Annotated in this window: 23 protein-coding genes; 5 read left to right on the top strand and 18 right to left on the bottom strand. The window is 66.6% G+C overall.

Annotated elements, in window-relative coordinates:
• Positions 1–153: 153 nt before the first annotated feature.
• Both E8M01_RS30555 and E8M01_RS30560 read right to left on the bottom strand, forming a co-directional pair.
• Positions 154–426 (bottom strand): hypothetical protein, encoded by a 273-nt coding sequence (locus E8M01_RS30555; RefSeq protein ID WP_136963607.1) that lies wholly within the window; start codon positions 424–426, stop codon positions 154–156.
• 166 nt (positions 427–592) lie between these two features.
• Positions 593–877: a hypothetical protein gene (locus E8M01_RS30560; protein ID WP_136963608.1), complete on the bottom strand. Its 285-nt coding sequence runs from the start codon at positions 875–877 to the stop codon at positions 593–595.
• Here E8M01_RS30560 and E8M01_RS30565 point away from each other — a divergent pair.
• A complete protein-coding gene (locus E8M01_RS30565; protein WP_136963609.1) occupies positions 862–1,353 on the top strand; it encodes a hypothetical protein in 492 nt (163 codons plus the stop codon). The genes E8M01_RS30560 and E8M01_RS30565 overlap by 16 nt on opposite strands.
• Before the next feature lie 113 nt (positions 1,354–1,466).
• Here E8M01_RS30565 and E8M01_RS30570 read toward each other — a convergent pair whose 3' ends face one another.
• Genes E8M01_RS30570 through E8M01_RS30580 form a run of 3 tightly spaced genes read right to left on the bottom strand, consistent with a single transcriptional unit; the run spans position 1,467 to position 3,870 of the window.
• A complete protein-coding gene (locus E8M01_RS30570) occupies positions 1,467–2,648 on the bottom strand; it encodes a GNAT family N-acetyltransferase (protein ID WP_136963610.1) in 1,182 nt (393 codons plus the stop codon).
• A gap of 11 nt (positions 2,649–2,659) precedes the next feature.
• Positions 2,660–3,412, bottom strand: coding sequence for a glycerophosphodiester phosphodiesterase family protein (locus tag E8M01_RS30575; protein WP_136963611.1), 753 nt, complete (start codon positions 3,410–3,412; stop codon positions 2,660–2,662).
• A complete protein-coding gene (locus E8M01_RS30580) occupies positions 3,412–3,870 on the bottom strand; it encodes a RidA family protein (RefSeq protein ID WP_136963612.1) in 459 nt (152 codons plus the stop codon). Before E8M01_RS30580 ends, E8M01_RS30575 begins: the two co-directional genes overlap by 1 nt.
• Positions 3,871–4,034: 164 nt before the next feature.
• On the opposite strand from E8M01_RS30580, the gene E8M01_RS30585 reads away from it, so the two are divergent.
• Complete coding sequence (locus E8M01_RS30585; RefSeq protein ID WP_170182138.1) at positions 4,035–4,865, top strand: cell envelope integrity EipB family protein; 831 nt, start codon at positions 4,035–4,037, stop codon at positions 4,863–4,865.
• Between the two features lie 201 nt (positions 4,866–5,066).
• Complete coding sequence (locus E8M01_RS30590) at positions 5,067–5,963, top strand: LysR family transcriptional regulator (RefSeq protein ID WP_136963614.1); 897 nt, start codon at positions 5,067–5,069, stop codon at positions 5,961–5,963.
• A gap of 151 nt (positions 5,964–6,114) precedes the next feature.
• On the opposite strand, the gene E8M01_RS30595 is transcribed toward E8M01_RS30590, so the two are convergent.
• The 6 genes from E8M01_RS30595 to E8M01_RS30620 all read right to left on the bottom strand — a co-directional run bounded on the left by E8M01_RS30595 (position 6,115) and on the right by E8M01_RS30620 (position 11,601).
• Complete coding sequence (locus tag E8M01_RS30595; RefSeq protein WP_136963615.1) at positions 6,115–6,585, bottom strand: (R)-mandelonitrile lyase; 471 nt, start codon at positions 6,583–6,585, stop codon at positions 6,115–6,117.
• A gap of 77 nt (positions 6,586–6,662) precedes the next feature.
• The gene (locus E8M01_RS30600; protein WP_246088869.1) at positions 6,663–7,028 is read right to left on the bottom strand and encodes a carboxymuconolactone decarboxylase family protein; all 366 of its coding nucleotides are present in this window, start codon (positions 7,026–7,028) and stop codon (positions 6,663–6,665) included.
• A gap of 152 nt (positions 7,029–7,180) precedes the next feature.
• The gene (locus E8M01_RS30605; protein ID WP_246088488.1) at positions 7,181–8,275 is read right to left on the bottom strand and encodes an alpha/beta hydrolase; all 1,095 of its coding nucleotides are present in this window, start codon (positions 8,273–8,275) and stop codon (positions 7,181–7,183) included.
• Positions 8,276–8,356: 81 nt separating this feature from the next.
• Positions 8,357–9,391 carry an alpha/beta hydrolase gene (locus tag E8M01_RS30610; protein ID WP_136964911.1) on the bottom strand — a complete coding sequence of 345 codons (1,035 nt, stop codon included), beginning with the start codon at positions 9,389–9,391 and terminating at the stop codon, positions 8,357–8,359.
• 563 nt (positions 9,392–9,954) lie between these two features.
• On the bottom strand, positions 9,955–11,217 hold the full coding sequence (locus tag E8M01_RS30615; protein ID WP_136963617.1) for a DNA polymerase IV: 1,263 nt from the start codon (positions 11,215–11,217) through the stop codon (positions 9,955–9,957).
• An 81-nt stretch (positions 11,218–11,298) separates the two neighbouring features.
• A complete protein-coding gene (locus tag E8M01_RS30620; RefSeq protein WP_136963618.1) occupies positions 11,299–11,601 on the bottom strand; it encodes a DUF3572 domain-containing protein in 303 nt (100 codons plus the stop codon).
• 94 nt (positions 11,602–11,695) lie between these two features.
• Between E8M01_RS30620 and E8M01_RS30625 the strand changes: the two genes are divergently transcribed.
• Both E8M01_RS30625 and E8M01_RS30630 read left to right on the top strand, forming a co-directional pair.
• A complete protein-coding gene (locus tag E8M01_RS30625) occupies positions 11,696–12,067 on the top strand; it encodes a response regulator (protein ID WP_136963619.1) in 372 nt (123 codons plus the stop codon).
• A 19-nt stretch (positions 12,068–12,086) separates the two neighbouring features.
• Positions 12,087–13,460 carry a PleD family two-component system response regulator gene (locus tag E8M01_RS30630; protein ID WP_136963620.1) on the top strand — a complete coding sequence of 458 codons (1,374 nt, stop codon included), beginning with the start codon at positions 12,087–12,089 and terminating at the stop codon, positions 13,458–13,460.
• Positions 13,461–13,888: 428 nt separating this feature from the next.
• On the opposite strand, the gene rpmG is transcribed toward E8M01_RS30630, so the two are convergent.
• From rpmG to E8M01_RS30665, 7 genes are all read right to left on the bottom strand, one after another.
• Complete coding sequence (gene rpmG / locus E8M01_RS30635; protein WP_136963621.1) at positions 13,889–14,056, bottom strand: 50S ribosomal protein L33; 168 nt, start codon at positions 14,054–14,056, stop codon at positions 13,889–13,891.
• Between the two features lie 109 nt (positions 14,057–14,165).
• Positions 14,166–15,665, bottom strand: a complete 1,500-nt coding sequence (cysG, locus tag E8M01_RS30640; protein WP_246088489.1) for a siroheme synthase CysG — start codon at positions 15,663–15,665, stop codon at positions 14,166–14,168.
• Positions 15,666–15,673: 8 nt separating this feature from the next.
• The gene (locus tag E8M01_RS30645; RefSeq protein ID WP_136963622.1) at positions 15,674–17,314 is read right to left on the bottom strand and encodes a sulfite reductase subunit alpha; all 1,641 of its coding nucleotides are present in this window, start codon (positions 17,312–17,314) and stop codon (positions 15,674–15,676) included.
• Positions 17,311–19,116, bottom strand: coding sequence for a NirA family protein (locus E8M01_RS30650; RefSeq protein ID WP_136963623.1), 1,806 nt, complete (start codon positions 19,114–19,116; stop codon positions 17,311–17,313). Before E8M01_RS30650 ends, E8M01_RS30645 begins: the two co-directional genes overlap by 4 nt.
• Positions 19,117–19,169: 53 nt before the next feature.
• On the bottom strand, positions 19,170–19,394 hold the full coding sequence (locus tag E8M01_RS30655; protein WP_136963624.1) for a hypothetical protein: 225 nt from the start codon (positions 19,392–19,394) through the stop codon (positions 19,170–19,172).
• Positions 19,395–19,567: 173 nt separating this feature from the next.
• Positions 19,568–21,748: a glucans biosynthesis glucosyltransferase MdoH gene (gene mdoH / locus E8M01_RS30660; protein WP_246088490.1), complete on the bottom strand. Its 2,181-nt coding sequence runs from the start codon at positions 21,746–21,748 to the stop codon at positions 19,568–19,570.
• Positions 21,724–23,313 (bottom strand): OpgD/OpgG family glucan biosynthesis protein, encoded by a 1,590-nt coding sequence (locus E8M01_RS30665; protein WP_246088491.1) that lies wholly within the window; start codon positions 23,311–23,313, stop codon positions 21,724–21,726. Before E8M01_RS30665 ends, mdoH begins: the two co-directional genes overlap by 25 nt.
• Positions 23,314–23,332: the final 19 nt, after the last annotated feature.

Consider the following 23,332-nt stretch of genomic DNA (forward strand, 5'->3'; position numbering starts at 1 on the left):
TCCAGGATGAAAGGAACGGGTTTCCGTGACGCGCGCGATGCTACGGAATCCGCGAGGCCTGACATCGGTATATTTCCCGTCCGTGACGGGCAAGTCCTGGAAATGATAGCCGGCGCCTGTCCGAGACGCGGCGCCGGCCGGTGCCTTGGCTGCTTACCAGTAGTAGCGGCGACGGTAATAGCGCCGGCGGTAAACGTAGACCGGGCGGCGGTAGTAGTACCGGCGACGGTAATAATACTGCATTTCCCGGGGTTCGCCGGCGGCGGGGGCTGCGCGGTCGCCGGGAGCGGCCGCGGTCGCGGTCGCGGCGAGATCCGGCGCGGCGGCGGCCGGCGCCGGAACAGCGCCGCGGGCCTCGGCTTGCTGGGTCGTTGCGACCGCAATGCCGCCGGCCAACACCGCCAGGAACGAACGTCGATCGAGCATAAGGGCGTCTCCAGAACGAGAGGAAGGAAAGAGCGTCGGCTACATGAGCGATGCTACGGAACCCGCAAGAGCTAACATCGGTATATTTCCCGTCTGTGTCGGGAAATGCCTGATCATGGTTGCCGGCGCCTGCACATGGCGACGCCGGCCAGTGAGGGGTGCGCTCTTACCAGTAGTAGCGGCGGCGCCAGTAGCGGCGGCGGCGCCAGTAATAGCGACGGCGCCAATAATAGCGGCGGCGCCAGTAGCGGCGACGACGATAATACCAATATTGCATCTCGCGCGGCTCGCTCGCGATCCGATCCGGACCGTCGGCGGCTGGCGTCAGGGGTGCGGGGCCATCTGCGGGCGTTTCCGACAGATTGGGCAAGGCTGTCTGTGCGTCGGCCCCTTGGGTCGCGGCGACCACGGCGCCGCCGGCCAGAAGCCACAGAAATGAGCGACGATGCATCATCTCGTTTCCTCCAAGGCGGGGGGACGCGGCCCCCCGAAACGTCGGTCCTCAAAATGACCCAGGGGAACTCTCCGGGGTATTTCCCTAAGTACGTGTCGATCCGCGAATTGGTTCCGCCCGGACGCTCAGAGGCGATCGCCCGGGCGGGCTTTCATCGATCAGTGGCGATGCCGGCGCGACCGGTGCACGTGACGGCGGTGATGGCGATGGCGGCGGGAATGCCGGTGCGAGTGCCGGTGCGAGTGCCGATGGCGGCCGCGCATCTCGAGCGCTTCGGCAGGCGCTGCAGCCTCGGCGACAGCGGCGACCGGAGCGGCTGGCGTGCTGACCGGGATGCTGATCTCGGCAGCCTCGGCAGCCATGCTGCCGGCGACGGCGGCGACGGCAACGCCACCGACCAGCGTGGCGAAGAAAGCGCGACGATCCAACATGGGAAATCTCCTTGTCATGACGTGGTCGGAAGACCCGACTGACAGGCAGAATGAGCGGGGCAATCTGAACTGCCGATATCGCGGCGTTTAGCTCCGGTTCAGAAAAGTCGGCATCGACTCGTCACGCGAATTCGATGTTCACCCGGACTCGGCTGTCACTCCGATTCGACTTCGGCCTTGCGGAACGGCGCCATGGCGGCGAGCTCGTCGATGGCGCTGGCGACATAACCGCGCTCGCGCACCAGGTAGTCGGCGACCGCCCGGCGCAGGCCCCGGTCGGTGATGAAATGGGCCGAATGGGTTTCGACCGGCCGATAGCCGCGCGCCAGCTTGTGTTCGCCCTGCGCACCGGCTTCCACGCGTTGCAGGCCGGTCTCGATCGCGTGCTCGATCGCCTGGTAATAACAGACCTCGAAATGCAGGAAGGAATGTTCCTCGATACAGCCCCAATGGCGGCCATAGAGCACGTCGCGGCCAATGAAATTGATCGCGCCGGCGATATAGCGGCCGTCGCGTTCGGCCATGATCAGCAGGATGCGATCGGCCATCCGCTCGCCGATCAGCGAGAAGAAGGCGCGGGTCAGGTAAGGTCGGCCCCATTTGCGCGAACCGGTATCGGTGTAAAAGGCGAAGAAGGCATCCCAGGCCGCTTCGGTGAGCTCCGCCCCGGTCAGTCGGCGAATGGTGATGCCGCGTCCGTCCAGCGCTTCGCGCCTCTCGCGCCGGATCACCTTGCGCTTGCGTGACGACAGGGCCGCCAGGAAGGCGTCGAAATCGGCATAACCGGCATTTTCGAAATGGAACTGGGTATCGGCGCGCTGCAGATAGCCGGCGGCGCCCAGAAGGTCCCATTCGTCCTTCATGCAGAAGGTGACGTGCAGCGACGAGACGCCGCGCTGCAGCGCGACCTGGGCAGCACCTTGCGCCAGGGCGGTGCGCGCCAGGTGCTGGTCCATGCCGGCCCGGACCAGCAGGCGCCGGCCGGTCGCCGGCGTGAACGGCACGCTGACCTGCAGTTTCGGGTAATAGCGGCCGCCGGCCTGTTCATAGGCCTCGGCCCAACCCTGGTCGAAGACATATTCGCCGCGCGAATGGCTCTTCAGGTAGCAGGGCATGACGCCCTGGATGACGCCGGCCGCATCCTCGAGCACCAGGTGATGGCCAAGCCAGCCGGTCGCCCGGACGGCCGAGCCGGATTCCTCCAGCGACAGGAAGAAGGCATGGTCGAGAAAGGGATCCACGCTGCCGGTTTCATCCGCCGCGCAGGCATTCCAATCGGCTGCGGGAATCTCGGCCAGGCTCGAGACGATGCGGATGGTGAAGGGCGGGGCGCTCATCGGCTGCTATCTTAAGCCCGATAACCCTCGAACGTCACTTGGTCCGCATATCTGGCGGCGTTCAAACGGTCGTCATCGCTGCGCACCGTCCAGCAGATCACCGGCCGCTTCAGCGCGCTGCGGAACAGCACGGTCGCCGCATTCGGCATGTCGGCGATCTTCCACGACAGGAAATGCGGATCGGTGGCCGGAAAATGCGCCAGCGCGGCCAGGTCGCGCCTCATGGTCCGCTCGGCCGGCGTCAGGTGCGGCCGGTCATGGTCGGATTCGGCGACGATGCCGCGCGTCAGGTCCGGCGCATTGTCCTTGAGCCAGGCGATCACCGCCGGATCGAACGACATCAGGGCCAGCGGCCCGCGATAGCCGCCGGCGAGCGCCGCGACGCGCCGGGTCAGAGCGAGCTTGCCGTCGAATTCCGATTTGATCTCGACCACCAGCGGCACCTGGCCGGCCACCTGGTCGAACAGTTCGGAAAGCGTCAGCATCCGGTCGTCGGTGGCCTTGAACCGGACGGCTTTCAAGGCGTCGACCGGGCGCGCATCGACCCGCCCGGTCTCCAGCGTCAGCCGGTCCAGCGTCTGGTCGTGGAACACCACGGCCTCGCCATCCGCGCTCGGCTGGACATCACATTCGATGGCATAATGGCCCGCTATCGCCGCGGCAAAAGCTTTCGGGCAATTCTCGATCACGCCGCTTGCGGCATCATGCAGGCCGCGATGGGCGATCGGACGCGCGATCAACCAGCCGAGGTCGCGCGACGCCATCAGGCGACCTCGACCAGCGCTTCCACCTCGACCGCCGCATTGACCGGCAAGGCGGCGACGCCGACGGTCGAGCGGGCATGCCGGCCCTTGTCGCCGAACACCTCGACCATCAGGTCGGAGGCGCCGTTCATGACCTTGGGCGCGTCGAAAAAGTCCGGCGTGCAATTGATGAAGCCGCCGAGCCTGACGATGCGCACGACATTGTCGAGATTGCCGACCGCCGCCTGGATCTGGGCCAGCACGTTGATGGCGGCCTGGCGCGCCGCCTTCTGCCCGTCCTCGATCGAGACGTCGCCGCCGAGCTTGCCGGCCATCAGCCCGTTGGGCCCGAGCGAAATCTGGCCGGACACGACAAGCGTGTTGCCGGTGCGCACGAAGGGCACGTAATTGGCGATCGGCGCGACCGGGGTCGGCAAGGTGATCCCGAGTTCGGCGAGGCGGTTTCCGATGATCGACATGGCGAATCCTTGGCATTTCGGAACGAGGAGAACGGCGCCGGAACGTGCCCCAAGGCGCTGAGCCGCGCAAGGCGGCTGAAACGCAACACACCCGCGCCGCGTTGTCGCCTCCGATCCGCCCTCCTATGCTGGGCATTCGGACCTTTAAGTCCTGGAGCCATCAGATGATCCCGATCCGTCCGCTCGCGTTCGCCGCTGCCGCCCTCCTGTTCAGCGCGGCGGTCCCGGCCGCGCAGGCCGCCGAACCGGTGCTGACCCCGCATCGCGGCGTCTATGATCTGTCGCTCGACGGCCGGCGCGCGACGCGCGGCATCGACACCGCCCGCGGCCGCATCCTGTTCGAGACCAACGGCAATCTCTGCGAGGGTTATACGACCAGCTTTCGCCAGGTGGTCGAGCTGGTGGTCAACGGCAATCAGGTCGTGATGGACGTGCGCACCGCCAATTTCGAGGAAGGCGACGGCACCGGCTTCCGCTTCACCTCGCGCTCGACCGAGAACGGCGCGCCACGCGACGAGACCGACGGCAATGCGACCCGGGCCGCCGGCACCATCCGGATCGCGGTGACCAAGCCGCGGCCGGTCAATTCGGAAATCGACGGGCAGACCATCTTCCCGACCGAGCATCTCAGGCGGATCATCGACGCGGCGCGGGCCGGCCAGTCGATCCTGGAGGTGAAGGTCTATGACGGCGCCGAGACCGGCGAGAAGCTCTACAACGCCACCGCGGTGATCGGCCGGCGCATCGAGCCGGGCGCCGGCAGCACTATCGAGGCGGCGGCGCGCGACCCGCGGCTGATGAGCCTGGCGCGCTGGCCGGTGACGATCAGCTATTTCGAGGCCGGCAAGGAAAGCGCGACGCCGGCCTATTCGATCGCCTTCGAGCTCTACGAAAACGGCGTGTCGCGCCAACTCGTGGTCAATTACGGCGAGTTCTCGCTGCGCGGCACCCTGACCAAGATCGACTGGCTGACCGAGAACCCCTGCAGCCGGTAAGCCGGGCAGGGCGGCAGAGCGTCGGCGGCCGCGCGCAAACCCTCGCCCACGACTTCGTGGGAGAGGGTTCACGCATCCCCACTCCCCATTCGCCATTCGCCATTCGCCATTCGCCATTCGCCATTCGCCATTCGCTCTCTTGCGATTGCGCGCGATAATCGGCAATCGATAATAAGATCGACTAATGAATGGCTTGTCTGAATGGCCTATGGAAACTTCAATGATCTGGCCGCCTTCGCCCTCGTGGCCAAGGAGCGGAGCTTTACCCGGGCGGCGGCGAAGCTGGGCGTGTCGCAATCGGCGCTCAGCCAAACCATCAAAGCGCTCGAGGAACGGATCGGCCTGCGCCTGCTGACGCGGACAACCCGCAGCGTGTCTCCGACCGAGGCTGGCGAGCGCCTGCTGGAGACTGTTGCTCCCCGGTTCGAGGAGATCGAAGCCAGGCTGGTGGCGCTGGGCGAACTGCGGGAGAAGCCCGCTGGCACGGTTCGGATTACCGCCGGCGAGCATCCGGCTATTTCGATTCTCCAGCCGGCACTGCAGCGGTTCTTGCCGGACCATCCCGATATCAACGTCGAGATCATCGTCGACTATGGCCTGACCGACATCGTGGCGGAGGGCTACGATGCGGGCGTCCGCATGGGAGAGCAGGTGGCAAAAGACATGATCGCGGTGCGCATCGGTCCGGCCATGCGCATGGCGGTGGTCGGATCACCGGCCTATTTCGAAAAATATCCGCCGCCGCTGAGTCCGCAGGACCTGACAGCCCATAACTGCATCAACATACGGCTTCCGACTTATGGCGGCTTGTTTCCCTGGGGTCTGGAGAAGGACGGCCGGGAGGTGAAAGTGCGCGGCGAAGGACAGCTCGTGTTCAACAATCTCGGCATGCGGCTGAACTCGGCGCTCGACGGACTCGGCGTCGCCTACCTGCCGGAGGACCAGGTTCTGCCCTATCTCTCGGCGGGCCGGCTCGTTCGCGTGCTGGAAGACTGGTGCCCATATTTTCCCGGCTATCACCTCTATTATCCGAGCCGGCGGCACTCTTCGCCCGCCTTGACCCTCTTGGTGGACATTCTCCGCTACCGGGGAAGCTAGCGCCATCCGGCGCCATCCCGCGCCAGCGGCCGGGGCGGCAAGCGTCACGGCTTTGGCAAGTCTCTTCACCAACGACCTCGCTCGGATTTGAAGATCGATGCGGGCCTTGGCCTGCCGTCGCGCCTGCCAACGGCTTCGCTCGAGCCTGCCGTCAGCGCCGGTACTGCTGGTCCGAGACCTGTTCCATCCAGTCGACCGATTTGCCGTCGAGCGCCTCGGCGATCGCGATATGCGTCATGCCGGTGCTGGCGGCGGCGCCATGCCAGTGCTTGATGCCAGGCGGAATCCACACGACGTCGCCGGGCCGGATTTCCTGGATCGGGCCACCCCAGTGCTGAACCAGGCCGACCCCAGCCGTGACAATCAAGGTCTGGCCCAGCGGGTGCGTGTGCCAGGCGGTGCGCGCTCCAGGTTCGAACGTCACGATGCCACCGCCGATCCGCGCGGGCGCGTTCCGCTGAAACCGGGAATCGACACGCACCGAACCGGTGAAATTGTCGGCGGAGCCTGTACCGGACGGCTGCGATCCGGCGCCGGTGACGACGACCGCCTGCTCAGGTTGGGCCAGAGCCACCGAAGCAAAGGCAAGGAGCGCGGAGAGAGTGAGCGTGATCGCCTTCATTCGAATCCCCTGAAATGCTGATGGCGCCACATCGCCGACCGGGTGCGGGTCCGCGCATTGCCGTCCCAAGACGGGTTTCAGTTTTTCTGGAAGACGTCCCTGGCCACCGCGACAGCCGAGACTGCATTCGGCCAGCCCGCATAGAAGGCCAGATGGGTGATCGTCTCGACCAGTTCGTCCTCGGTCACGCCATTCTGGCGCGCCAGCGCGAGGTGGGAGCGAAGCTGGTCGGGACGATTCAACGCGATCAGCGCGGCCACCGTGATCAGGCTGCGATCCCGCTTTGAGAGTTGGGGCCGCTGCCAGATATCGCCATAGAGCACGCTGTCGGTGAGCTCTGCCAGCTTGGGCGCGATGGCCCCCATCAATTGCTGCGCGCGCGACTGCGGCTGGGCGGCGGCAGTCGCGGAAGCGGCTGGCGCCTGCGTTTGAGCGAGAACCATATTGGATAGACCTCCGGTCAGCAGGACAGCGCCGGCGATGAGCAGGTTCCGGGCGAAATGGTTCAACGTGTCTCTCCTGAATGTCTGGACCTGAATTGGCAACGGACGTGCGAATGCCCAGTCCCGGCCAACCAGCGGCATGAGGCGGCGGATCAGGCCAAGGCGAGGTGCTGGCCGAAGAACGCGTTCAGCTTGGCGACGGCCGGCGTCACGAATTGCGGCTTGTCGTACATGTCCATGTGCGTGGCGCCGTTGACGACGAAGAGCTCCTTTGGCTCTTGCGCCTTCGCGAGCACCTCATCGCTCCAGAACTTGGTGTCGGCCTTCTCGCCCACGATCATCAGGATCGGGCGCGGCGTGATCGTCTCGACCTGATCGAAGGGGAAGAAGGCCATCTGCAAGGGCAGGCTGGAGAGCATGTAACGGTTGGGCGAATTTGGATGCTTCGCCCGCGGCGTGACATAGTATTCGTAGCCCTGCCGATAGAGATCCGGCGTCCTGTCGGTAAACGCGGCAGGCGATTCAGGTACGACCGGCACCAAAGTCACGGGCTCGCCGCGGGCTTCGCGGGACCGTGCCGCGCTGGCCTGCTTCAGGCGCTCGATCCGCTGCTCGTAGGTCAGGTTGCCCATCGCCTCGCGGCGGGCTTCGCCGAGGTTGAACATGCTGACTGTCGCGACGGCCCGCACCCGCATCTCGGTCTGGGCATTGCACATCGCGTAGCCGCCCCCGGCGCAAATGCCGAGCGACCCGAGCCGCCCGGCATCGACCTGCGGATGCTTCACCAGGAAGTCGATCGCGCAACTGATATCGTCGAGGCGCTGTGCTGGCACTTCCATCAGGCGCGGCTCGCCGCCGCTTTCGCCCTGATAGGAAGCATCATAGGCGAGCGTGACAAAGCCCAGTTCGGCGAGATGCTGGGCATAAAGACCAGCAGTCTGCTCCTTCACGCCACCGAACGGATGGGTCACGACGATCGCCGCATATTTGCGGTTCGTATTGAAGCCGGCGGGCTTGAACAGGTTGGCGACGATCGTCGTCCCCATGTTCCGGGCCGGATAGGTGACACGCTCGATCGTGACGCCCTTCCGGTTCGGATATCCGATGACCGCCGGCTCCTTGGCAGCGGTGGATTGGGCGGATGCTGAACTGGTCATGGTTGAAGCTCCGACGACGACTGTCGAAAGAGCCAGAGCGGAGGTTCCGAGGAACTCGCGTCGCTGTTCGTTGATGACTTCGGTGGCCAATGCGAACTCCTTCGTATGGTGTGAATTGTCAGTGCCGCGCGTGCGAAAGGGGGATGCAGACGCACCCGGCGCCGCTGCGCGTCAGTCGAGCTTCTTCTCGCGGAGAAACGTCGACACCAGATCGGCGATCGCGGCATTGTTCAGGTCGGAGAAGATGAAGTGGGTGTTGCCGCGAATGCCGATCGCCGGGAGGTGCACCAGTCGGGCATCACCGCCGTGGCGGTTGACCGCATCAACCCACAGCCGGGCCATGGCCAGACGCACCCGCCAATTGTCCTCGCCACGGCGCGCGGTCGGCTCGGTGGGGATGTTGTCACCGTAATAGATCAGGATCGGGATCCGGGTGAGTTTCCGGAAATCCTCCGGCGCTACCGGCTCCGGCGCCAGCGGTCCCGCCGCGCTCGGCATCGCCGGGGGCAGTTCGCCTGCCGGGAAGACGAAGCCGCTGCCGGGTTCGAACGAGACGATCGCCTTGACGTTCTGGTTCTTGATCGCGGTCAGCCAGCCCGGCCCGCCGGCCTGGGAATGCGTGAAGAGAATGCCGGGGCCGATCTTGTCGAACAGGGCTGAGATCGCGTCCGAGATAACCCCGGCATCGTATGGCCCGGTATTGGGCGTGACCGAGCGGAAGAACTGGTTCAGCGTCTCGGGCTTGCGGTCGAATTGCACGCCGTCGAAATGGTTGGGCCAGGTTCCGATCCGGAACTGGTCGAAAAAGAGCTGATCATAAGGCGCAGGCTCGATCGTCGTGGCGACGGTGCTGTTGCCGGCTCGGCCGCGGCGAGGTTGATCGACAAGGTAGGTCGAGAAATTGCGGCGCAGGAAGATGGTCTGGAAGCCCTCCCGGCCATCCGGCGTGGTTTCCCAGCTCCGCGCTGATTGATAGGCACCGTGCAACATGACGATCGGCAGCGGCCGCGGGTTCTGCGGCACCTGATAGAAGGCGTAGAGATGATCGCCGTGCAGGCTCTGACCTGCTGCCGTTGGGGTGTTGTTGTCGTAGGTTCCCGGGGTGCTCGATACGGTCCCGCCGACCGCGAAGCTGCCTTGCTCCTGAATGACAAGAGGCCCGGACCGGCTCGCCTGTTGGGCTGTTGCTGCAGGCGGCGCAAACAGGCATGCCGATACAAGCAGCGGCGTGGACAGACGCTTCCAGGCGTTCAAGGTCGGTTCCTTTTTCTTCGCTAGACAGACCTCATGCTATCCTCAGGGGCATTCCTCGATTAGACATCTAGATGCAATAACCCTCATTAGATGCACTAATGAATGTCGTCGGTCTGCCGCCATTTCAGAGACTGCCGGCCAGCACGGCTCTTGGCGCCGGCGTTGCGCCGCTTTCGATGGCCCTCGCTGGGCGGCGGCTGACCAGGATCGACTGGTGGACACCGGTGAGTTGAGCCGGGCAGGGCGGCCGAGCGTGGGCGAAGCTGCGACCGCTGTGCGCGCAAACCCTCGCCCGCTTGCGGGAGAGGGTGGCGGCGCATAGCGAGCGCGAACGCATCTCGCGTTCGCACTCGCTATGAGGCGCCGGGTGAGGGTCTAGAATCGCACCCCGCCCATCACCTGCACCCGAAATGCTCGTCCGGCATCGACGCGGCCACCGTCTCCCGCGAAGACGCGGGCGAGGGTTGATGCGCCGCCGTCGCGCACCACTCGCCATTCGCCGCTCGCCACTCGCTCTAGTCGTCCAGCGTAATGCCCTTGACCACCGCCGCCTTGCCGAACTTGGCGCGCAGCGCGTCGACCGCGCCTTCGACCTTGACGTTGCGGGCGATCGAGGTGTCGACCAGGTCGGCCGGATCGGCCTTGTCGAGGCTGGTGAGATCGGACAGGCCAATGCCGATCAGCCGATAGGCGGTGCCGTCGGCCTCCTTCATCAGCATGTCGCGGCCGACATCGAACAGGCGCGCCGCCAGCACGGTGGGCGAACCGAGCGTCCGCGACCGGCTGCGCAGCTTGAAATCGGCGCTTTTCAGCTTGAGCGTCACGGTCGAGCCGGCAAACCCTTGCGCCTTTATCCGGGCCGACACCTTCTCGCACAGCGGAAACAGCCGCTTCTCCAGCGTGCGGGCGTCGCGAATGTCCAAATCGAAGGTCGTCTCCGCCGAGACCGACTTGGTCTCTTCGTCGGGCGACACCTTGCGGTCGTCGACGCCGCGCGCGAGCCGCGCCAGGCGCAAGCCCATGGCGCCGTAACGGCGCATCAGCTCCGCCTCGTCGAAGCGCCTGAGATCGGCGATCCGCTTCAGGCCATCGCGCTCGAGCGTCTCCTGCAGGGCCCGGCCAACCCCCCAGATCAGCGACACCGGCCTGGCGCCCAGGAAATCCAGGGTTTCGGCCCGGCCGATAATGGCGAAGCCCCTGGGCTTGTCGAGATCGGAGGCGATCTTGGCGAGGAACTTGTTATGCGAGAGCCCGACCGAAATGGTGATGCCGATGCCGCGTTCCACCGATTGGGCGAAACGGGCCAGCACCAGGGCCGGGGCCGCGCCATGCAGCCGCTCGGTGCCGGTCAGGTCGAGAAAGGCCTCGTCGATCGACAAGGGCTCGACCAGCGGCGTCAAGGCGCGCATGGCCTCGCGGACCTCGCGGCCGACGCGGGCATATTTCTCCATGTTGGGCGGGACCACCACCGCTTCGGGACAGAGCGCGAGCGCCTTGAACATCGGCATGGCCGAGCGCACGCCGTGGATGCGCGCCACATAGCAGCAGGTCGACACGACCCCGCGCTTGCCGCCGCCGACGATCAGCGGCTTGTCGGCAAGCGCCGGATTGTCGCGCTTCTCGATCGCCGCGTAGAAGGCGTCGCAGTCGATATGGGCGATCGACAGGCTGTCGAGTTCGGCATGCCGGGCGATTCGCGGCGACCCGCAGGCCGGACAGCGCGCCGCCTGCGCCGCCGACGCCGTGAAACAGTCGCGGCAGAACGCGAGAATGGCCATCGGGTGATTCTGAGCCTCGGCCGCAAGTCCTGCAAGGGCAAGCCCTGCAAGAGGAACAGCGGCAAGAGCGGAGACGAGGGTTCAGGCGTAACCACGTTCCCAGGGCACCACGCCGAGCACATGGGCGGCGCGGACGACCGCCTCCGGCTTCAGGTCTTCGTTCGCCGCGAAGGCCAGCAGCAGCGGTTCATCGGTCATCAGATAGTCCATGATCGCCGCCAGGAAGCCGGGCTGGCCGGCGGCGTCGCGAATCGCCGCGATGTCGATGCCGGCAAGCGCCAGGAAGCGGTCCAGCCGCTCCGGCTCGGCAGCCAGGAAGCCGAGTGCCCGCACGGCCAGCGCTTCCGCGGCCTCCCGGGCGCCTTCGTCGCGACGTTGCGTCATGGTTTGCCTTTCTGAAAGGAATCCCGGTTAGCTTGTCTGCTATCCGGCAAGGTCGGGCAACCATGCCGAACCGGCCCGTGATGCGAGTGCCTCGATGTCCAAGACCGTCATGATCGTGGAAGACAACGAGCTCAATATGAAGCTCTTCCACGATCTTCTGGAAGCCAACGGCTATCAGACCATCCAGACCCGCAACGGCACCGAGGCGCTGGCGCTGGCGCGCAGCCACAAGCCCGATCTGATTCTGATGGATATCCAGTTGCCTGAAGTCTCCGGGCTGGATGTCACTCGTTGGATCAAGGAAGACGAGACGATCAAGCACATTCCCGTCATCGCGGTCACCGCCTTCGCCATGAAGGGCGACGAGGAGCGGATCCGGGCGGGCGGCTGCGAGGCCTATCTGTCCAAGCCCATCTCGGTTGCGAAGTTCATCGAGACCGTCCGACATTTCCTGGGAGCGGCCTGACAGCCGAGGAAGCAACACCATGACCGCGCGGGTCCTTGTAGTTGACGACATCCTGGCGAATGTGAAGCTGCTCGAGGCGCGCCTTTCAGCCGAATATTTCGACGTCATCACCGCCATGTCCGGCCCCGAGGCGCTGTCGATCTGCGAACGGGCGCAGTGCGACATCGTGCTGCTCGACGTGATGATGCCCGACATGGACGGCTTCGAGGTGTGCCGCCGGCTGAAGGCCAATCCGGCGACCCATCATATCCCGGTCATCATGGTGACGGCGCTCGACCAGCCCTCCGATCGGGTCAAGGGCCTGGAGGCCGGCGCCGACGACTTCCTGACCAAGCCGGTCAACGACCTCGCCCTGGTGACGCGCGTGCGCTCGCTGGTCCGGCTGAAGATGATCCAGGACGAGCTGCGCATGCGCGCGGTGACCTCAAGGGAAATCGGCATGAGCGACCCGCTGGTCGAGGCGGCCGCCGACACCGGTCTCAACGGCCGCATCCTGGTGGTCGACGACCGCGCCTCCTCGTACGACCGCATCGTCCAGGCGCTGCGCAACCAGCAGCATGTCGATGTCGAATCGCGGGCCCAGGAAGCCTTGTTCCGCGCAGCCGAAGGCGATTACGACCTGATCATGGTGTCGCTCAGCCTGGCCGATTTCGATCCGCTCAGGCTTTGTTCGCAGATCCGTTCGCTCGACCGCACCCGCGGCCTGCCGATCCTGGTGATTGCCGAGCCGGAGGACGATGCGCGCCTGATGCGCGGCCTCGAGATCGGCGTGAACGACTATCTGATGCGGCCGATCGATCGCAACGAGATGTCGGCGCGGATCCGCACCCAGGTGCGCAAGAAGCGCTACACCGAGCGGCTGCGCGACAATGTCCAGCAGTCGATGGAAATGGCGATCACCGACGGCCTGACCGGGCTGCATAACCGCCGCTACATGGAACGGCATCTCGGCACGCTGGTCGAACAGGCCGCCCAGCGCGGCAAGCCCTTGTCGGTGCTGATCCTCGACATCGACTTCTTCAAATCGGTCAACGACACCCACGGCCATGACGCGGGCGACGAGGTGCTGCGTGAATTCGCCGCGCGGGTGCGCAAGAACGTCCGCGGCATCGATCTCGCCTGCCGCCTCGGCGGCGAGGAATTCGTCGTGATCATGCCGGACACCGATGCCGGCGTCGCCTCGATCGTCGCCGAGCGGATCCGCGCCCGGGTCGCCGGCGAGCCGTTTCCGATCCAGAAGGGCGCCCGCGCCATCGACATCACGGTGTCGATCGGCATGGCCCAGCGCCAGCCGAGCGACGAGGGGCCGGATGTCCTGGTCAAGCGCGCCGACCAGGCGCTCTACCGGGCCAAGCGTGACGGCCGCAACCGGGTCGTGCTCGACGCCGCCTGACGATATCGGCCGCCCGTAAACCCTGTCTCTTTAGGTTAAGAAGAGGTTTACGGCTCGCCGACGCCCGGTTGCATTGAAGCCGCGGCTCGCGTCGGCTAGGCTTGCTCAAGATCGGATCCGTTCTTCCAGACACGCGAAGAGGCGGTCCGTCACGCTGGGTTGCAACACCCTGCGGAGTGCTCAGGTCCGCCGCATTTCCTGGGTCCGTAGGGTCGGCCGGTCGGGTAGGATAGGGATGGCCTCTCCCTGTCGACATTGCCCGGCCGGCCACCGCGGCTTCGCCATCACGACAATCCCAGGGCGAATACCGGTGTCATGTGTCGCGGAACGACGCCCCGGCCCCTTGAACGCGCCGGCGGCCCCACAAACAAAAAGCGCCCCGAAACCGGAGCGCTTTCACGAAGTCCAAAGGCCCGGAGGGCCCGCGATCACTTGATCTTGGCTTCCTTGAACTCGACATGCTTGCGCACGACCGGGTCGTACTTCTTCTTCGACAGCTTGTCGGTCATGGTACGCGAGTTCTTCTCGGTGACATAGAAGAAGCCGGTATCCGCGGTCGACACGAGTTTGATCTTGATGGTGGCAGCCTTGGCCATGTTCGTCCTCGCGAGAAAAGCGTCGCCGAACGATGGGAATAGCAGGCCCGTGCCCGCCGCGTCGCCGTCGGCTGATTGGCCGCGGATGTGACAGGTCGCACCCGGCTTGTCAAGAAAAAGGCGCTGCCGCGACGCGCGAGGGCAAGGTGAAGGACCCCGGGATCGCGGCTGCCGCCGCAGCGCCGGCGACCGCATCCGCACCGAAGGCCTCGCCATAAAGAATGAGCAAAGGTCCGGCAAACCGCTCGGCCGCCAGACGCGCGGCGAGTGTCGCAACCGAGGCCCTGATGACGATTTCGTCGGCGCGGGTCGCATTGACCACGGCAACGGCCGGCATGTCAGGCCGAAGCCCCTGGCGCAGCAGGGCCTCGGCCATATCGACCCAGGTCTTGCCGGCCATGTAAACGACGGTGGAGGCGGCCGGGTCGACCAGCGCCTGCCAGTCGAGATCGTCAGGCAGGCCGCCGTCACGGCCATGGCCCGTCACATATTGCAGCCGGCGGGCATGCTCGCGATGGGTGAGCGATAGGCTGAGGCTGGCCGCCGCGCCCTGGGCCGCGGTAATGCCCGGCACCACCTCCACCGCAATGCCGGCGGCCCGCGCCGCGGCGATCTCTTCGCCGGCCCGCCCGAAAATCATCGGGTCACCCGATTTCAGCCGGATCACGCGCTGGCCCTGGCGCGCCAGCCCGATCACCAGCGCATTGATCTCGGCCTGATTGCAGGAGGGACCGTGCCCGCGTTTTCCCGCGCTGATCCGGCGCGCCTCGCGGCGGGCGACATCGAGGATGGCGGGCGCCACCAGGTCGTCATGGACGATGACATCGGCCGATTGCAGCGCACGCACCGCCTTCATGGTCAGGAGTTCCGGGTCTCCCGGCCCGGCGCCGACCAGAATCAGCCGGCCGGCCGGCGCCGTCAGCGCCGCGGCCGCGGCCTCGAACAAGTGCTCGGCCTGATCTCTGCCGGGTGTCGCATCGGGCCGGTCCAGCGCGGCCCTAGAGAACAGGTCCCAGAACCGCCGGCGGGCATGGACGGGCAGGCGGCTTGCCTGCACCTGCCGGCGCCAGGCCTTGGCCGCCAGCGCCCAGCGGGCCAGTCCCTGCGGCAGGATCGCCTCGATCCGGGCCCGCACCGCCTGGCCGAAGACCGGCGCCGCGCCATCGGTGGAGATGCCGATGACCAGTGGCGAACGATTGACGATGCCGCCGAACTGGACATCGCAGAGTTCAGGCTTGTCGACGACATTGACCGGCACGCCGGCGGCACGGGCGGCATCCCGGAAGGCGCGCGCCTCGACCTCGTCCTCGATGGCGCCGACCGCAAGACTTGCGCCGGCGAAAACATCGGGCGTCCAGCTGTGCCTGAGCAGCGTCATGGTGCCCGCCGGGCGGCCGCTCGCCAGGGCGACCATGTCAGGGCCCGGCGCTTCGGCATGGACGGTGACATGGGCGCCGGCCGCGGCCAGCAATTCGGCCTTCCAGACGGCCGCCGCGTCGCCGCCGGCAACGATGGCCCGGCGCCCGCTGAGTTTCAGGAACACCGGCAGCACCGCCAGCGGCGCCATGCGGCCTGTACGTGTCGGTTCGGGGCGGCGCGGCGCGGTCATCGGCGGCCTCAATAGACGTCGGCCTGGTAGCGGCCGGCCTTCTTCAAGGCCTGGACGAAGCTGACCGCCTCGTCGATCGAGCGCGCACCATGCTTGGCCACCACGTCGACCAGCGCCGCCTCGACGTCGCGGGCCATGCGCTTGGCATCGCCGCAGACGTAGAAATGGGCGCCGTCGGCAAGCCAGCGCCACAGCTCGACACCGTTCTCGCGCATGCGGTCCTGGACATAGACCTTGTCGGCGCCGTCGCGCGACCAGGCGAGCGACAGGCGCGACAGCACGCCGGCCTTCTTCATCGCGGCCATCTCGTCGGCATAGAAGAAGTCGGTCGCCTGGCGCTGGTGACCGTAGAACAGCCAGTTGGGGCCGGCCGCCTTGTCGGCCCAGCGATCCTGCAGGAAGGCCCGGAACGGCGCCACGCCGGTGCCCGGGCCGACCATGATCACCGGCGTCGCCGGGTCGGCCGGAAGCGCGAAGGCGTGGGCGCGCTGGACATAGACCTTCATCGTCTGGCCGGGTTCGGCCCGATAGCCGAGATAGGTCGAGGCGAGACCCATGCGGCGGCGCTTGCCGACGACATAACGCACCGCGTCGACGGTCAGCGAGACCCGGCCCGGATTGGCCTTGATCGAGGACGAGATCGAATAGAGCCGGGGCTGCAAGGGCTCGAGCGCCTCGACAAAGGCCTCCGGATGCGGCCTGACGCCCGGAAACTTCTGCAGCACGGCCAGCACGTCCAGCGTCGCGGCATCGCCGTCCGGATCCTCGCCGGTCGCCAGGGCCCGGGCCCGGGCGCGCTGGGCGCCGCCGGTCAGGAACGAGATGAGCTCGAACAGCGTGTCCGGCGCCGGCGCCAGCGAGACGTCCTCGGTCAGCACGTCGCGCAGCGCCTTGCCACGCACCTCCGTGACATGCGAGGCGCCGAGCATGGCGATGATCTGGTCGACCAGGCCGAGATCGTTGCGGGCGAGCAGCCCGAAGGCATCGCCGACGACATAGTCGAGACCGCTGTCGGTCAGGTCGAACTCGACGTGGAAGGTTTCCTTTTCCGAACCCTCGGCATTGAGCCTTTTGCGCGAAACGAAACGCGCCTCGACCGGCGCCTCGCGCGAGCGGCCGAGGGGGGCATTCGACGGCGCACTCGATGGCGCATTCGACGGTGCTGGTGCGTCACCGTCACCGGCCGCCTGCGCGCCCGCCTTGGCTTTCCCGGGTGCGGCGACCGCCCCGATATCCGGCGACAGGGCCTTCAGCATGCGCAGCGTTTCCTTGCCGCCGGGCACGCAGAGGTTCAGCCGCTCCTCGGATTTCACCGCCAGCGCATTGGCATAGTCGGCGCAGTTATAGCCGCACTGGCCGCAGTCCTGCTGCGCCATGGCGGCCATCAGGCGCGGCGCGATCGGCTTGCCCTCGGCGAGCTGCATGCGTGCCTCGATCGCCATGGACGGGTCGTGCCACGGTGCGTCGTCATTCGAGGCCAGCACGGCACCGGCGACATCGGGCGGCGTGTCGATGGCGACCGCGCCGGGGGCGCCGCCGGGCGCCAGCGCGGCCGAGAAGAAGCCGGAGAGCCATATCCGCTGCTCGGGCGAGAACGGGGCATTGTCGGGAATCAGCGACAGGATCGGCGTGACGGGCTGGGCGGTCATTCCGCGGCCTCCTTGGCGCCTTGGGCTGCGCAACCTGCAAGCGCCGGCGCCACCAGGTCGTCCAGCGCCGCCATGTCATGGCGCAGGGTAAAGGCCTGGAAACTCTCTTGGGGATCGTGCCGGTGGGCCAGGTAGGTCTGGAGCAACGCCTCGACATGGCGCGGCGCATCGGTCGCCTTTACCGCCTTCCACAGGACGCGGCCGATGCGGGCATTCTCGGCAAAGCCGCCGCCGACCGCGATGTCGTAGCCCTCGACCGTGTCGCCATCCTCGTTGACCGCCACCCTGGCGCCGATCAGGCCGATATCGCCGATATAATGCTGGGCGCAGGAGTGATGGCAGCCGGTCAGGTGGATATTGACCGGCACGTCGATCGCGACATGGGCCTCGACGTGGTCCGCGATCTCCAAGGCGTGGCGTTTGGTGTCGGAGGCCGCGAACTTGCAGCCGGCATTGCCGGTGCAGGCGACCAGGCCGGCGCGGATCGGCGTCACCCGGGTCGACAATCCCAAGGCCGCGATCGCGGCCTCGGCCGCGGCGACCTTGGCGTCGGGCACGCCCGACAGGATCAGGTTCTGCCAGACGGTGAGGCGGATATCGCCGTCGCCCATGGCCCGCGCCAGGCCGGCAATGCCGTTGGCCTGTTCGCGGGTCAGCTTGCCCACCGGCAGCGCCACGCCGATCCAGTTGAGGCCAGCCTGCCTCTGGGCATGCACGCCGACATGGGCGTAGCGATCGGTCGGCGGGCGCGGCGCGATACAGGCCTCGTCGATCCGGTCGAGCTTGCGGCCGAGCTTGGCCTCGACGGCGGCGATGAATTGATCGAAACCCCAGGCATCCAGCACATATTTCAGCCGCGCCTTGTTGCGGTTCGAGCGGTCGCCATGATCGATGAAGACGCGCACGATGGCGTCCGCGATCGCGGTTGCCTGGTCCGGCCGGCAAAAGGCGCCGGTTGGCCGGGCGAGGTCGGAATGGCCGGAAATGCCGCCGAGCACGATGCGCATCCAGATGCCGGGCGCGACGCCTGCGCCGTCGCCCACATCGACCGCCTGGAACCCGATATCATTGGTTTCTTCCAGCGCCGGCGAGACCCCGGCGCCGTCGAACGACACGTTGAACTTGCGCGGCAGGCCATAGAGCGTGCGGTCGGACAGGATGTGAAAGTGCCATTGCCGGCAGAGCGGCCGGGTATCGAGCAATTCCTGCCCGTCGATGCCGGCGAGCGGCGAACCCGTGACATTGCGGATATTGTCGGCGCCGGATCCCCTGGCGACGATGCCGAGATCCATCAGCTCTTCCAGCAGCGGCTCGGCGCTTTCCGGCGCGATTTCGCGCATTTGCAGGTTGGCGCGGGTGGTGACGTGCAGATAGCCGCCGCCATGCCGCGCGGCCAGCGCCGCCGCGCCCTCCAGCTGATGCGCCTTGACGATGCCGTTCGGCAGCCGCATGCGCAGCATGAAGCTGTCCTGCGCCGGCGCGACGTTGAACAGACCGAAATAGCGCCAGCGGAAATTGTCGGCGGGCGCCGGCAGCTTGCCGGTCGCGGTCTCCCGGGCGAGCCGGCGATAAGCCTCGAAAGGATGCTGCTCGCGTTTCCACTTCTCCTGGTCGACCAGCTTCTTGCCGGCGGCGACCTGGGCATCCTGCGCGGCAATATGCTCCGCGTCCGGCCCGCTCGCGCCGGCCGGTCCGGTCTGGGCCGGAGCGGCGCCAAGGCCTCCGACCGCCCGTGACGCGGCGGCGCCGGCCACGAATCCTTCGAGATAGCGCTTCTGATCAGCGCTGAAATCCTGAGACATCCGATCCCCGTTTGGACAAGCGAGGGGCCGGCGTCATTGGCGGCCTAGAAAGATCAGACTGTCCCAAGCAAGGCCGGTGCCAGACGGCTCAATTGATTGGATCGATGAACGATACCAAGGTGATAGCGTTCATTTTGCACATGCGCCGGCGAATCGATGACGACGTCCTGCCCAGACTGGTGGCGGCCTATTGCATGGTTTTTGTGCAGCGCACCTAGAGCCAGACGGCGATCGGCCTTGCGGCCTAAGTCGTGGATGGCCGGGACAAGCCCGGCCAAGACGAGCGCTTCTTCCCGGCGGCGGGCCCTGGATCAACCCGGCGCAGGACCTGCGCCATGGCCCAGCACACCGTGAGGTCAACACATCGTCTTGCCCGGGCTTGTCCCGGGCATCCACGACTTGTCTGCACAAAATCAACCCGTCGTGACCGCCGTGGAGCGGCATCACGTGTTCAGGCCGCCTTGGAGCCGGATTCGGGCAGGGCGGCGAGCAGGGCGATCAGGGCGCGGTCGTGCAGCACCAGCACGGTCTCGCGGCCCGACAGCCATTGCCGCGCGTCATCAAGCGACTGGGCGTCGGTGAGCTTGGCCTCGGCGATCACCCGGTCGGTGTCGATCCGGCCGCGAACGCGCGGCGGCGGCACCTGGATGATCTGCTGATGCAGCTCCCGGAAGCGGTCGTCGCCATGGACGAGATCGAGCGCCTTGCGGTCTTCCAGGCCCAGCGCGTCGAATTCCAGGCCCAGCCGATGGGCCCGCTCGGCCAGTTCCGGCGGCTTCGTCTCTTCCGGAATGAGCAGCAGGCCGAGCCGCCTGAGACCCCAGCCGAGGCTCGCCGAGGCCGAAGCCCATGAGGTCGGCACCGCCAGCCACAGGCCGATAATGGTCGGCGACATCCAGGCGAAGATATAGGGCGAGATCGAAAAGGCGGCGATCGCGGCGACCACGCCGAGCAGCGTATGGCGCCAATGCCGCGCGATGATCGAGCGCAGCGGGATCGAGCCGTCGTCGCGCCGCTGGGTCTTCCAGCCGGTGTCGCGGCCGGACAGGATCGAGAACACCGAGCCGGCCTGGACCAGCATCATGACCGGCGCGAGCAGGCCCGACAGGATGATTTCCAGCACCGCCGAAATGGTCAACCGGATCGCGCCGCCCGAGCCGCGCCGCGCCGGGCCGTTGAGCAGGGTGACGAACCAGCCGAACACCTTGGGCGCCAGCAGGATCACCATGGTGAAGATGAACAGGTTGAAGGCGCGTTCGGCGTCGAACACCGGCCAGGCCGGGAACAGGGTGAACTGGTTGGTGAAATATTCCGGCCGGATGAACGCCGCCTGCAAGGCGAGCAGCAGGCCGACCAGGAGCTGGATCAGCCAGAGCGGGCTCGACATGTAGCTCATGATGCCGGTGGCCAGGTGCTGGCGCGTCGCCCAATGCAGGCCCTTGGACAGGATGACGCGCGAATGCTGCAGGTTGCCCTGGCACCAGCGCCGGTCGCGGATCGCCAGATCCATCAGCGACGGCGGGCTTTCCTCATAGGAGCCACCGAGCTGCGGCAGCATGTAGACCGCATAGCCGCGGCGGCGGATCAGCCCGGCCTCGACGAAATCGTGGCTCAGGATATGACCGCCGAAGGGCGGCCTGCCGCGCAGGTCCGGCAGGCCGGCGGAGCCGGCGAAGGCCTCCATGCGGATGATCGCGTTGTGACCCCAATAATTGCCGTCGCGGCCGGACCAGACGGCGAGCCCCGCCGCGCAGAGCGGGCCATAGACGCCGGCGGCGAATTGCTGGAGCCGGGCGATCAGGGTGTTGCGGTTGATCAGCCGCGGCAAGGTCTGGATGATGCCGGCATCCGGGTCCTTCTCCATGGCGTCGGCCAGCGCCACGATGGTTTCGCCGGTCATCACGCTGTCGGCGTCGAGCACCAGCATATGGGCGTAGTTGCCGCCCCAGGTGGTGACGAAATCGGCGATATTGCCGGCCTTGCGCGCGGTGTTCTTCTGGCGATGCCGGTAGTGGATGCCAATCTCGGAAAGCCGCTCGCGCAGCGCCACGAAGGCCCGTTCCTCGGCGATCCAGATGTCCGGGTCGGTGGTGTCGGACAGGAAGAAGAAATCGAACGAGGCGGCATGGCCGGTCTTGATGACGTCCTCGGCAATGGCCTGCACCGTGCCGAACACGCGGCCAGGGCTCTCATTGTAGATCGGCATGACCACGGCGGTACGCGCGGTCAACCTGTCGGGCAGGACCGGCTTTCGGGTAATGCCATGGCGCAGGAGATTGCCCATGCCGACGATGCCGCTGGTGAAGGCGAGCGCGATCCAGGAGAAATTGACCACGAACAGGATCATGAACAGCCATTCGAGCAGCGTCACGCCGCCGGCTTCGACCACCTTGTACATCTGGTAGCCGCCGAAGCCGGAAATCGCCGCCATGCCGCCAAAGGTGATGACGCGCGAAAACCACGGCGTGCGCCACCGGTCCGGCGCCGCGAGCGGCCGCTGGTCCTGCTTGCGCCAGGCACGCAAAGGCGCCACCGGCATGGCAAGCGGTGCCGGCTGCGGCATGGCGCCCTTGTCCCGGGCGATCTGCTGCAGGCTGGTTTGATCCGTCAGGGCGTCCATCGATAGAGCCATGTCTCGCTTTGTGCTTGCCCGTCGCGTTCCAGGACGAGCCTCAGTTCGACCTGATTAGCAGCCTCGGGGTCAAGTTCGAAACCGACTCGATAGAGTCTCAGTTCCGGCACGAACCGGCCGTCGACATTGCTGATCCGGCCACGTTGATTGGTCAGGTTGGGCTTCAGGCCGGCGCCGCGGGTCGGATCGGCGAATTCCTCCGCCGTGAAGTCGACCATGAAGCGCCGCCGCCGGCCGCCGGCCGGAGCCCGGCCCGTGCGGGTGGCGACGACATGGGGCAAAGCCGGCCGCTCCGGCGGCGACCAGCACCAATGCATGCGATAGGCAAAGGCATGTTCACCGCCCTTGGCCAGCGGCTGGCGCGGCCGCCAATAGGCCAGGATATTGCGGTTCATCTCGTCATTGACAGGGATTTCCATCAGCTGGACCTGGCCCTGGCCCCAGTCGCCGAGCGGCTCGATCCAGACGCTCGGCCGGCGCTCGAACCGGGCGTCGAGGTCGTTGAAGGCCTCGAATCGCCGGTCGCGCTGCAACAGGCCGAACCCCCTGGGGTTCTGGTCGACGAAGGCCGAGATCTGCAGCGTGTCGGGATTGTGCATCGGCCGCCAGATCCACTCGCCATTGCCGTTCCACATCTGTAGGCCGTTGATGTCGTGGACGGCGCCGCGCACGTCGTCGACATTGGTGCGGTCATTCGGCGCGAACAGGAAATTGGCGGTCAGGGGGGCAAGGCCGACATGGCCGAGATCGACGCGCGGGAACAGCGTGACCTCGGTATCGCAGACCGTGATGTCGCCGGGACGCAGCGCGAAGCGGTAGAGCCCGGTGACGCTGTCGGAATCGAGCAGCGCGTGAATCACCAGATTGGTCGATCCGGCGCCCGGCCGCTCGATCCAGAAGGCGCGGAACGACGGGAATTCCTCGCCTTGGGGCTCGGCGACATTCAACATCAGGCCGCGCGCCTGCAGCCCGAAGGTCTGGCCGCGGGCAATGGCGCGAAAAAAGCTGGCGCCCTGGAAGGCCATCACCTCGTTCATCTGCTCCGGCCGGTTCAGCGGCGCGAAGGCCTGAAAGCCGGTGAAGGGCAGGGCGGCGTCGGCCGGCAGCGGCGGCACGCTGCCATAGTCGAACAGGTCGGCGGAAAAGCGCTGGTCCCTGATTATGCCGCTCTCGACCGTGCGGATCGCCACCGGCGTGGTGAAGATATTGCCGGGCGCCAGCAGGTCCAGGGCGAAGCCGCGATTCTCGCCGGCCCATAACCGCTTGTCCGGCTTGAACTGGATCTGGCGATATTGCTCCAGCGTCAATTGGGTCAGCGCGCGCGGAATATCGGCGCGCGGCGGCTGATAGGGCGCCTTCGACACCTCGCGGGCATAGTCGATCAGCGCCTGGCGCGACACCGGCTGGCCGTCGGAGACGGCGGCGGTCGCGGCCTGCAACGGCGATGGGGCCGGCGCGGGCGCGGGCGCCGGGGCCGGTGGTGTCTGTGCGGCAGCGGGGCGAGCGAGCAAGGCGAGCGCCGGGGCGGCCATCAAGGTCTCGATAAAATCACGGCGGCTAGGCATGTCAGGGGTGCTTTGGTCG

This window comes from Phreatobacter stygius (assembly GCF_005144885.1).
In the GTDB taxonomy this organism is placed as follows: Bacteria; Pseudomonadota; Alphaproteobacteria; order Rhizobiales; family Phreatobacteraceae; genus Phreatobacter; species Phreatobacter stygius.

Bases quoted from the DNA above. Each gene is read 5' to 3' on its own strand.
- E8M01_RS30580 (WP_136963612.1), bottom strand. From the start codon at position 3,870: ATGTCGATCATCGGAAACCGCCTCGCCGAACTCGGGATCACCTTGCCG.
- cysG (WP_246088489.1), bottom strand. From the start codon at position 15,665: ATGACCGCGCCGCGCCGCCCCGAACCGACACGTACAGGCCGCATGGCG.
- E8M01_RS30600 (WP_246088869.1), bottom strand. From the start codon at position 7,028: ATGGTTCTCGCTCAAACGCAGGCGCCAGCCGCTTCCGCGACTGCCGCC.
- rpmG (WP_136963621.1), bottom strand. From the start codon at position 14,056: ATGGCCAAGGCTGCCACCATCAAGATCAAACTCGTGTCGACCGCGGAT.
- E8M01_RS30615 (WP_136963617.1), bottom strand. From the start codon at position 11,217: ATGGCCATTCTCGCGTTCTGCCGCGACTGTTTCACGGCGTCGGCGGCG.
- E8M01_RS30595 (WP_136963615.1), bottom strand. From the start codon at position 6,585: ATGAAGGCGATCACGCTCACTCTCTCCGCGCTCCTTGCCTTTGCTTCG.
- E8M01_RS30665 (WP_246088491.1), bottom strand. From the start codon at position 23,313: ATGCCTAGCCGCCGTGATTTTATCGAGACCTTGATGGCCGCCCCGGCG.
- E8M01_RS30590 (WP_136963614.1), top strand. From the start codon at position 5,067: ATGGCCTATGGAAACTTCAATGATCTGGCCGCCTTCGCCCTCGTGGCC.
- E8M01_RS30570 (WP_136963610.1), bottom strand. From the start codon at position 2,648: ATGAGCGCCCCGCCCTTCACCATCCGCATCGTCTCGAGCCTGGCCGAG.
- E8M01_RS30650 (WP_136963623.1), bottom strand. From the start codon at position 19,116: ATGTCTCAGGATTTCAGCGCTGATCAGAAGCGCTATCTCGAAGGATTC.
- E8M01_RS30645 (WP_136963622.1), bottom strand. From the start codon at position 17,314: ATGACCGCCCAGCCCGTCACGCCGATCCTGTCGCTGATTCCCGACAAT.
- E8M01_RS30625 (WP_136963619.1), top strand. From the start codon at position 11,696: ATGTCCAAGACCGTCATGATCGTGGAAGACAACGAGCTCAATATGAAG.
- E8M01_RS30555 (WP_136963607.1), bottom strand. From the start codon at position 426: ATGCTCGATCGACGTTCGTTCCTGGCGGTGTTGGCCGGCGGCATTGCG.
- E8M01_RS30630 (WP_136963620.1), top strand. From the start codon at position 12,087: ATGACCGCGCGGGTCCTTGTAGTTGACGACATCCTGGCGAATGTGAAG.
- E8M01_RS30620 (WP_136963618.1), bottom strand. From the start codon at position 11,601: ATGACGCAACGTCGCGACGAAGGCGCCCGGGAGGCCGCGGAAGCGCTG.
- E8M01_RS30585 (WP_170182138.1), top strand. From the start codon at position 4,035: ATGATCCCGATCCGTCCGCTCGCGTTCGCCGCTGCCGCCCTCCTGTTC.
- E8M01_RS30565 (WP_136963609.1), top strand. From the start codon at position 862: ATGAGCGACGATGCATCATCTCGTTTCCTCCAAGGCGGGGGGACGCGG.
- mdoH (WP_246088490.1), bottom strand. From the start codon at position 21,748: ATGGCTCTATCGATGGACGCCCTGACGGATCAAACCAGCCTGCAGCAG.
- E8M01_RS30575 (WP_136963611.1), bottom strand. From the start codon at position 3,412: ATGGCGTCGCGCGACCTCGGCTGGTTGATCGCGCGTCCGATCGCCCAT.
- E8M01_RS30560 (WP_136963608.1), bottom strand. From the start codon at position 877: ATGCATCGTCGCTCATTTCTGTGGCTTCTGGCCGGCGGCGCCGTGGTC.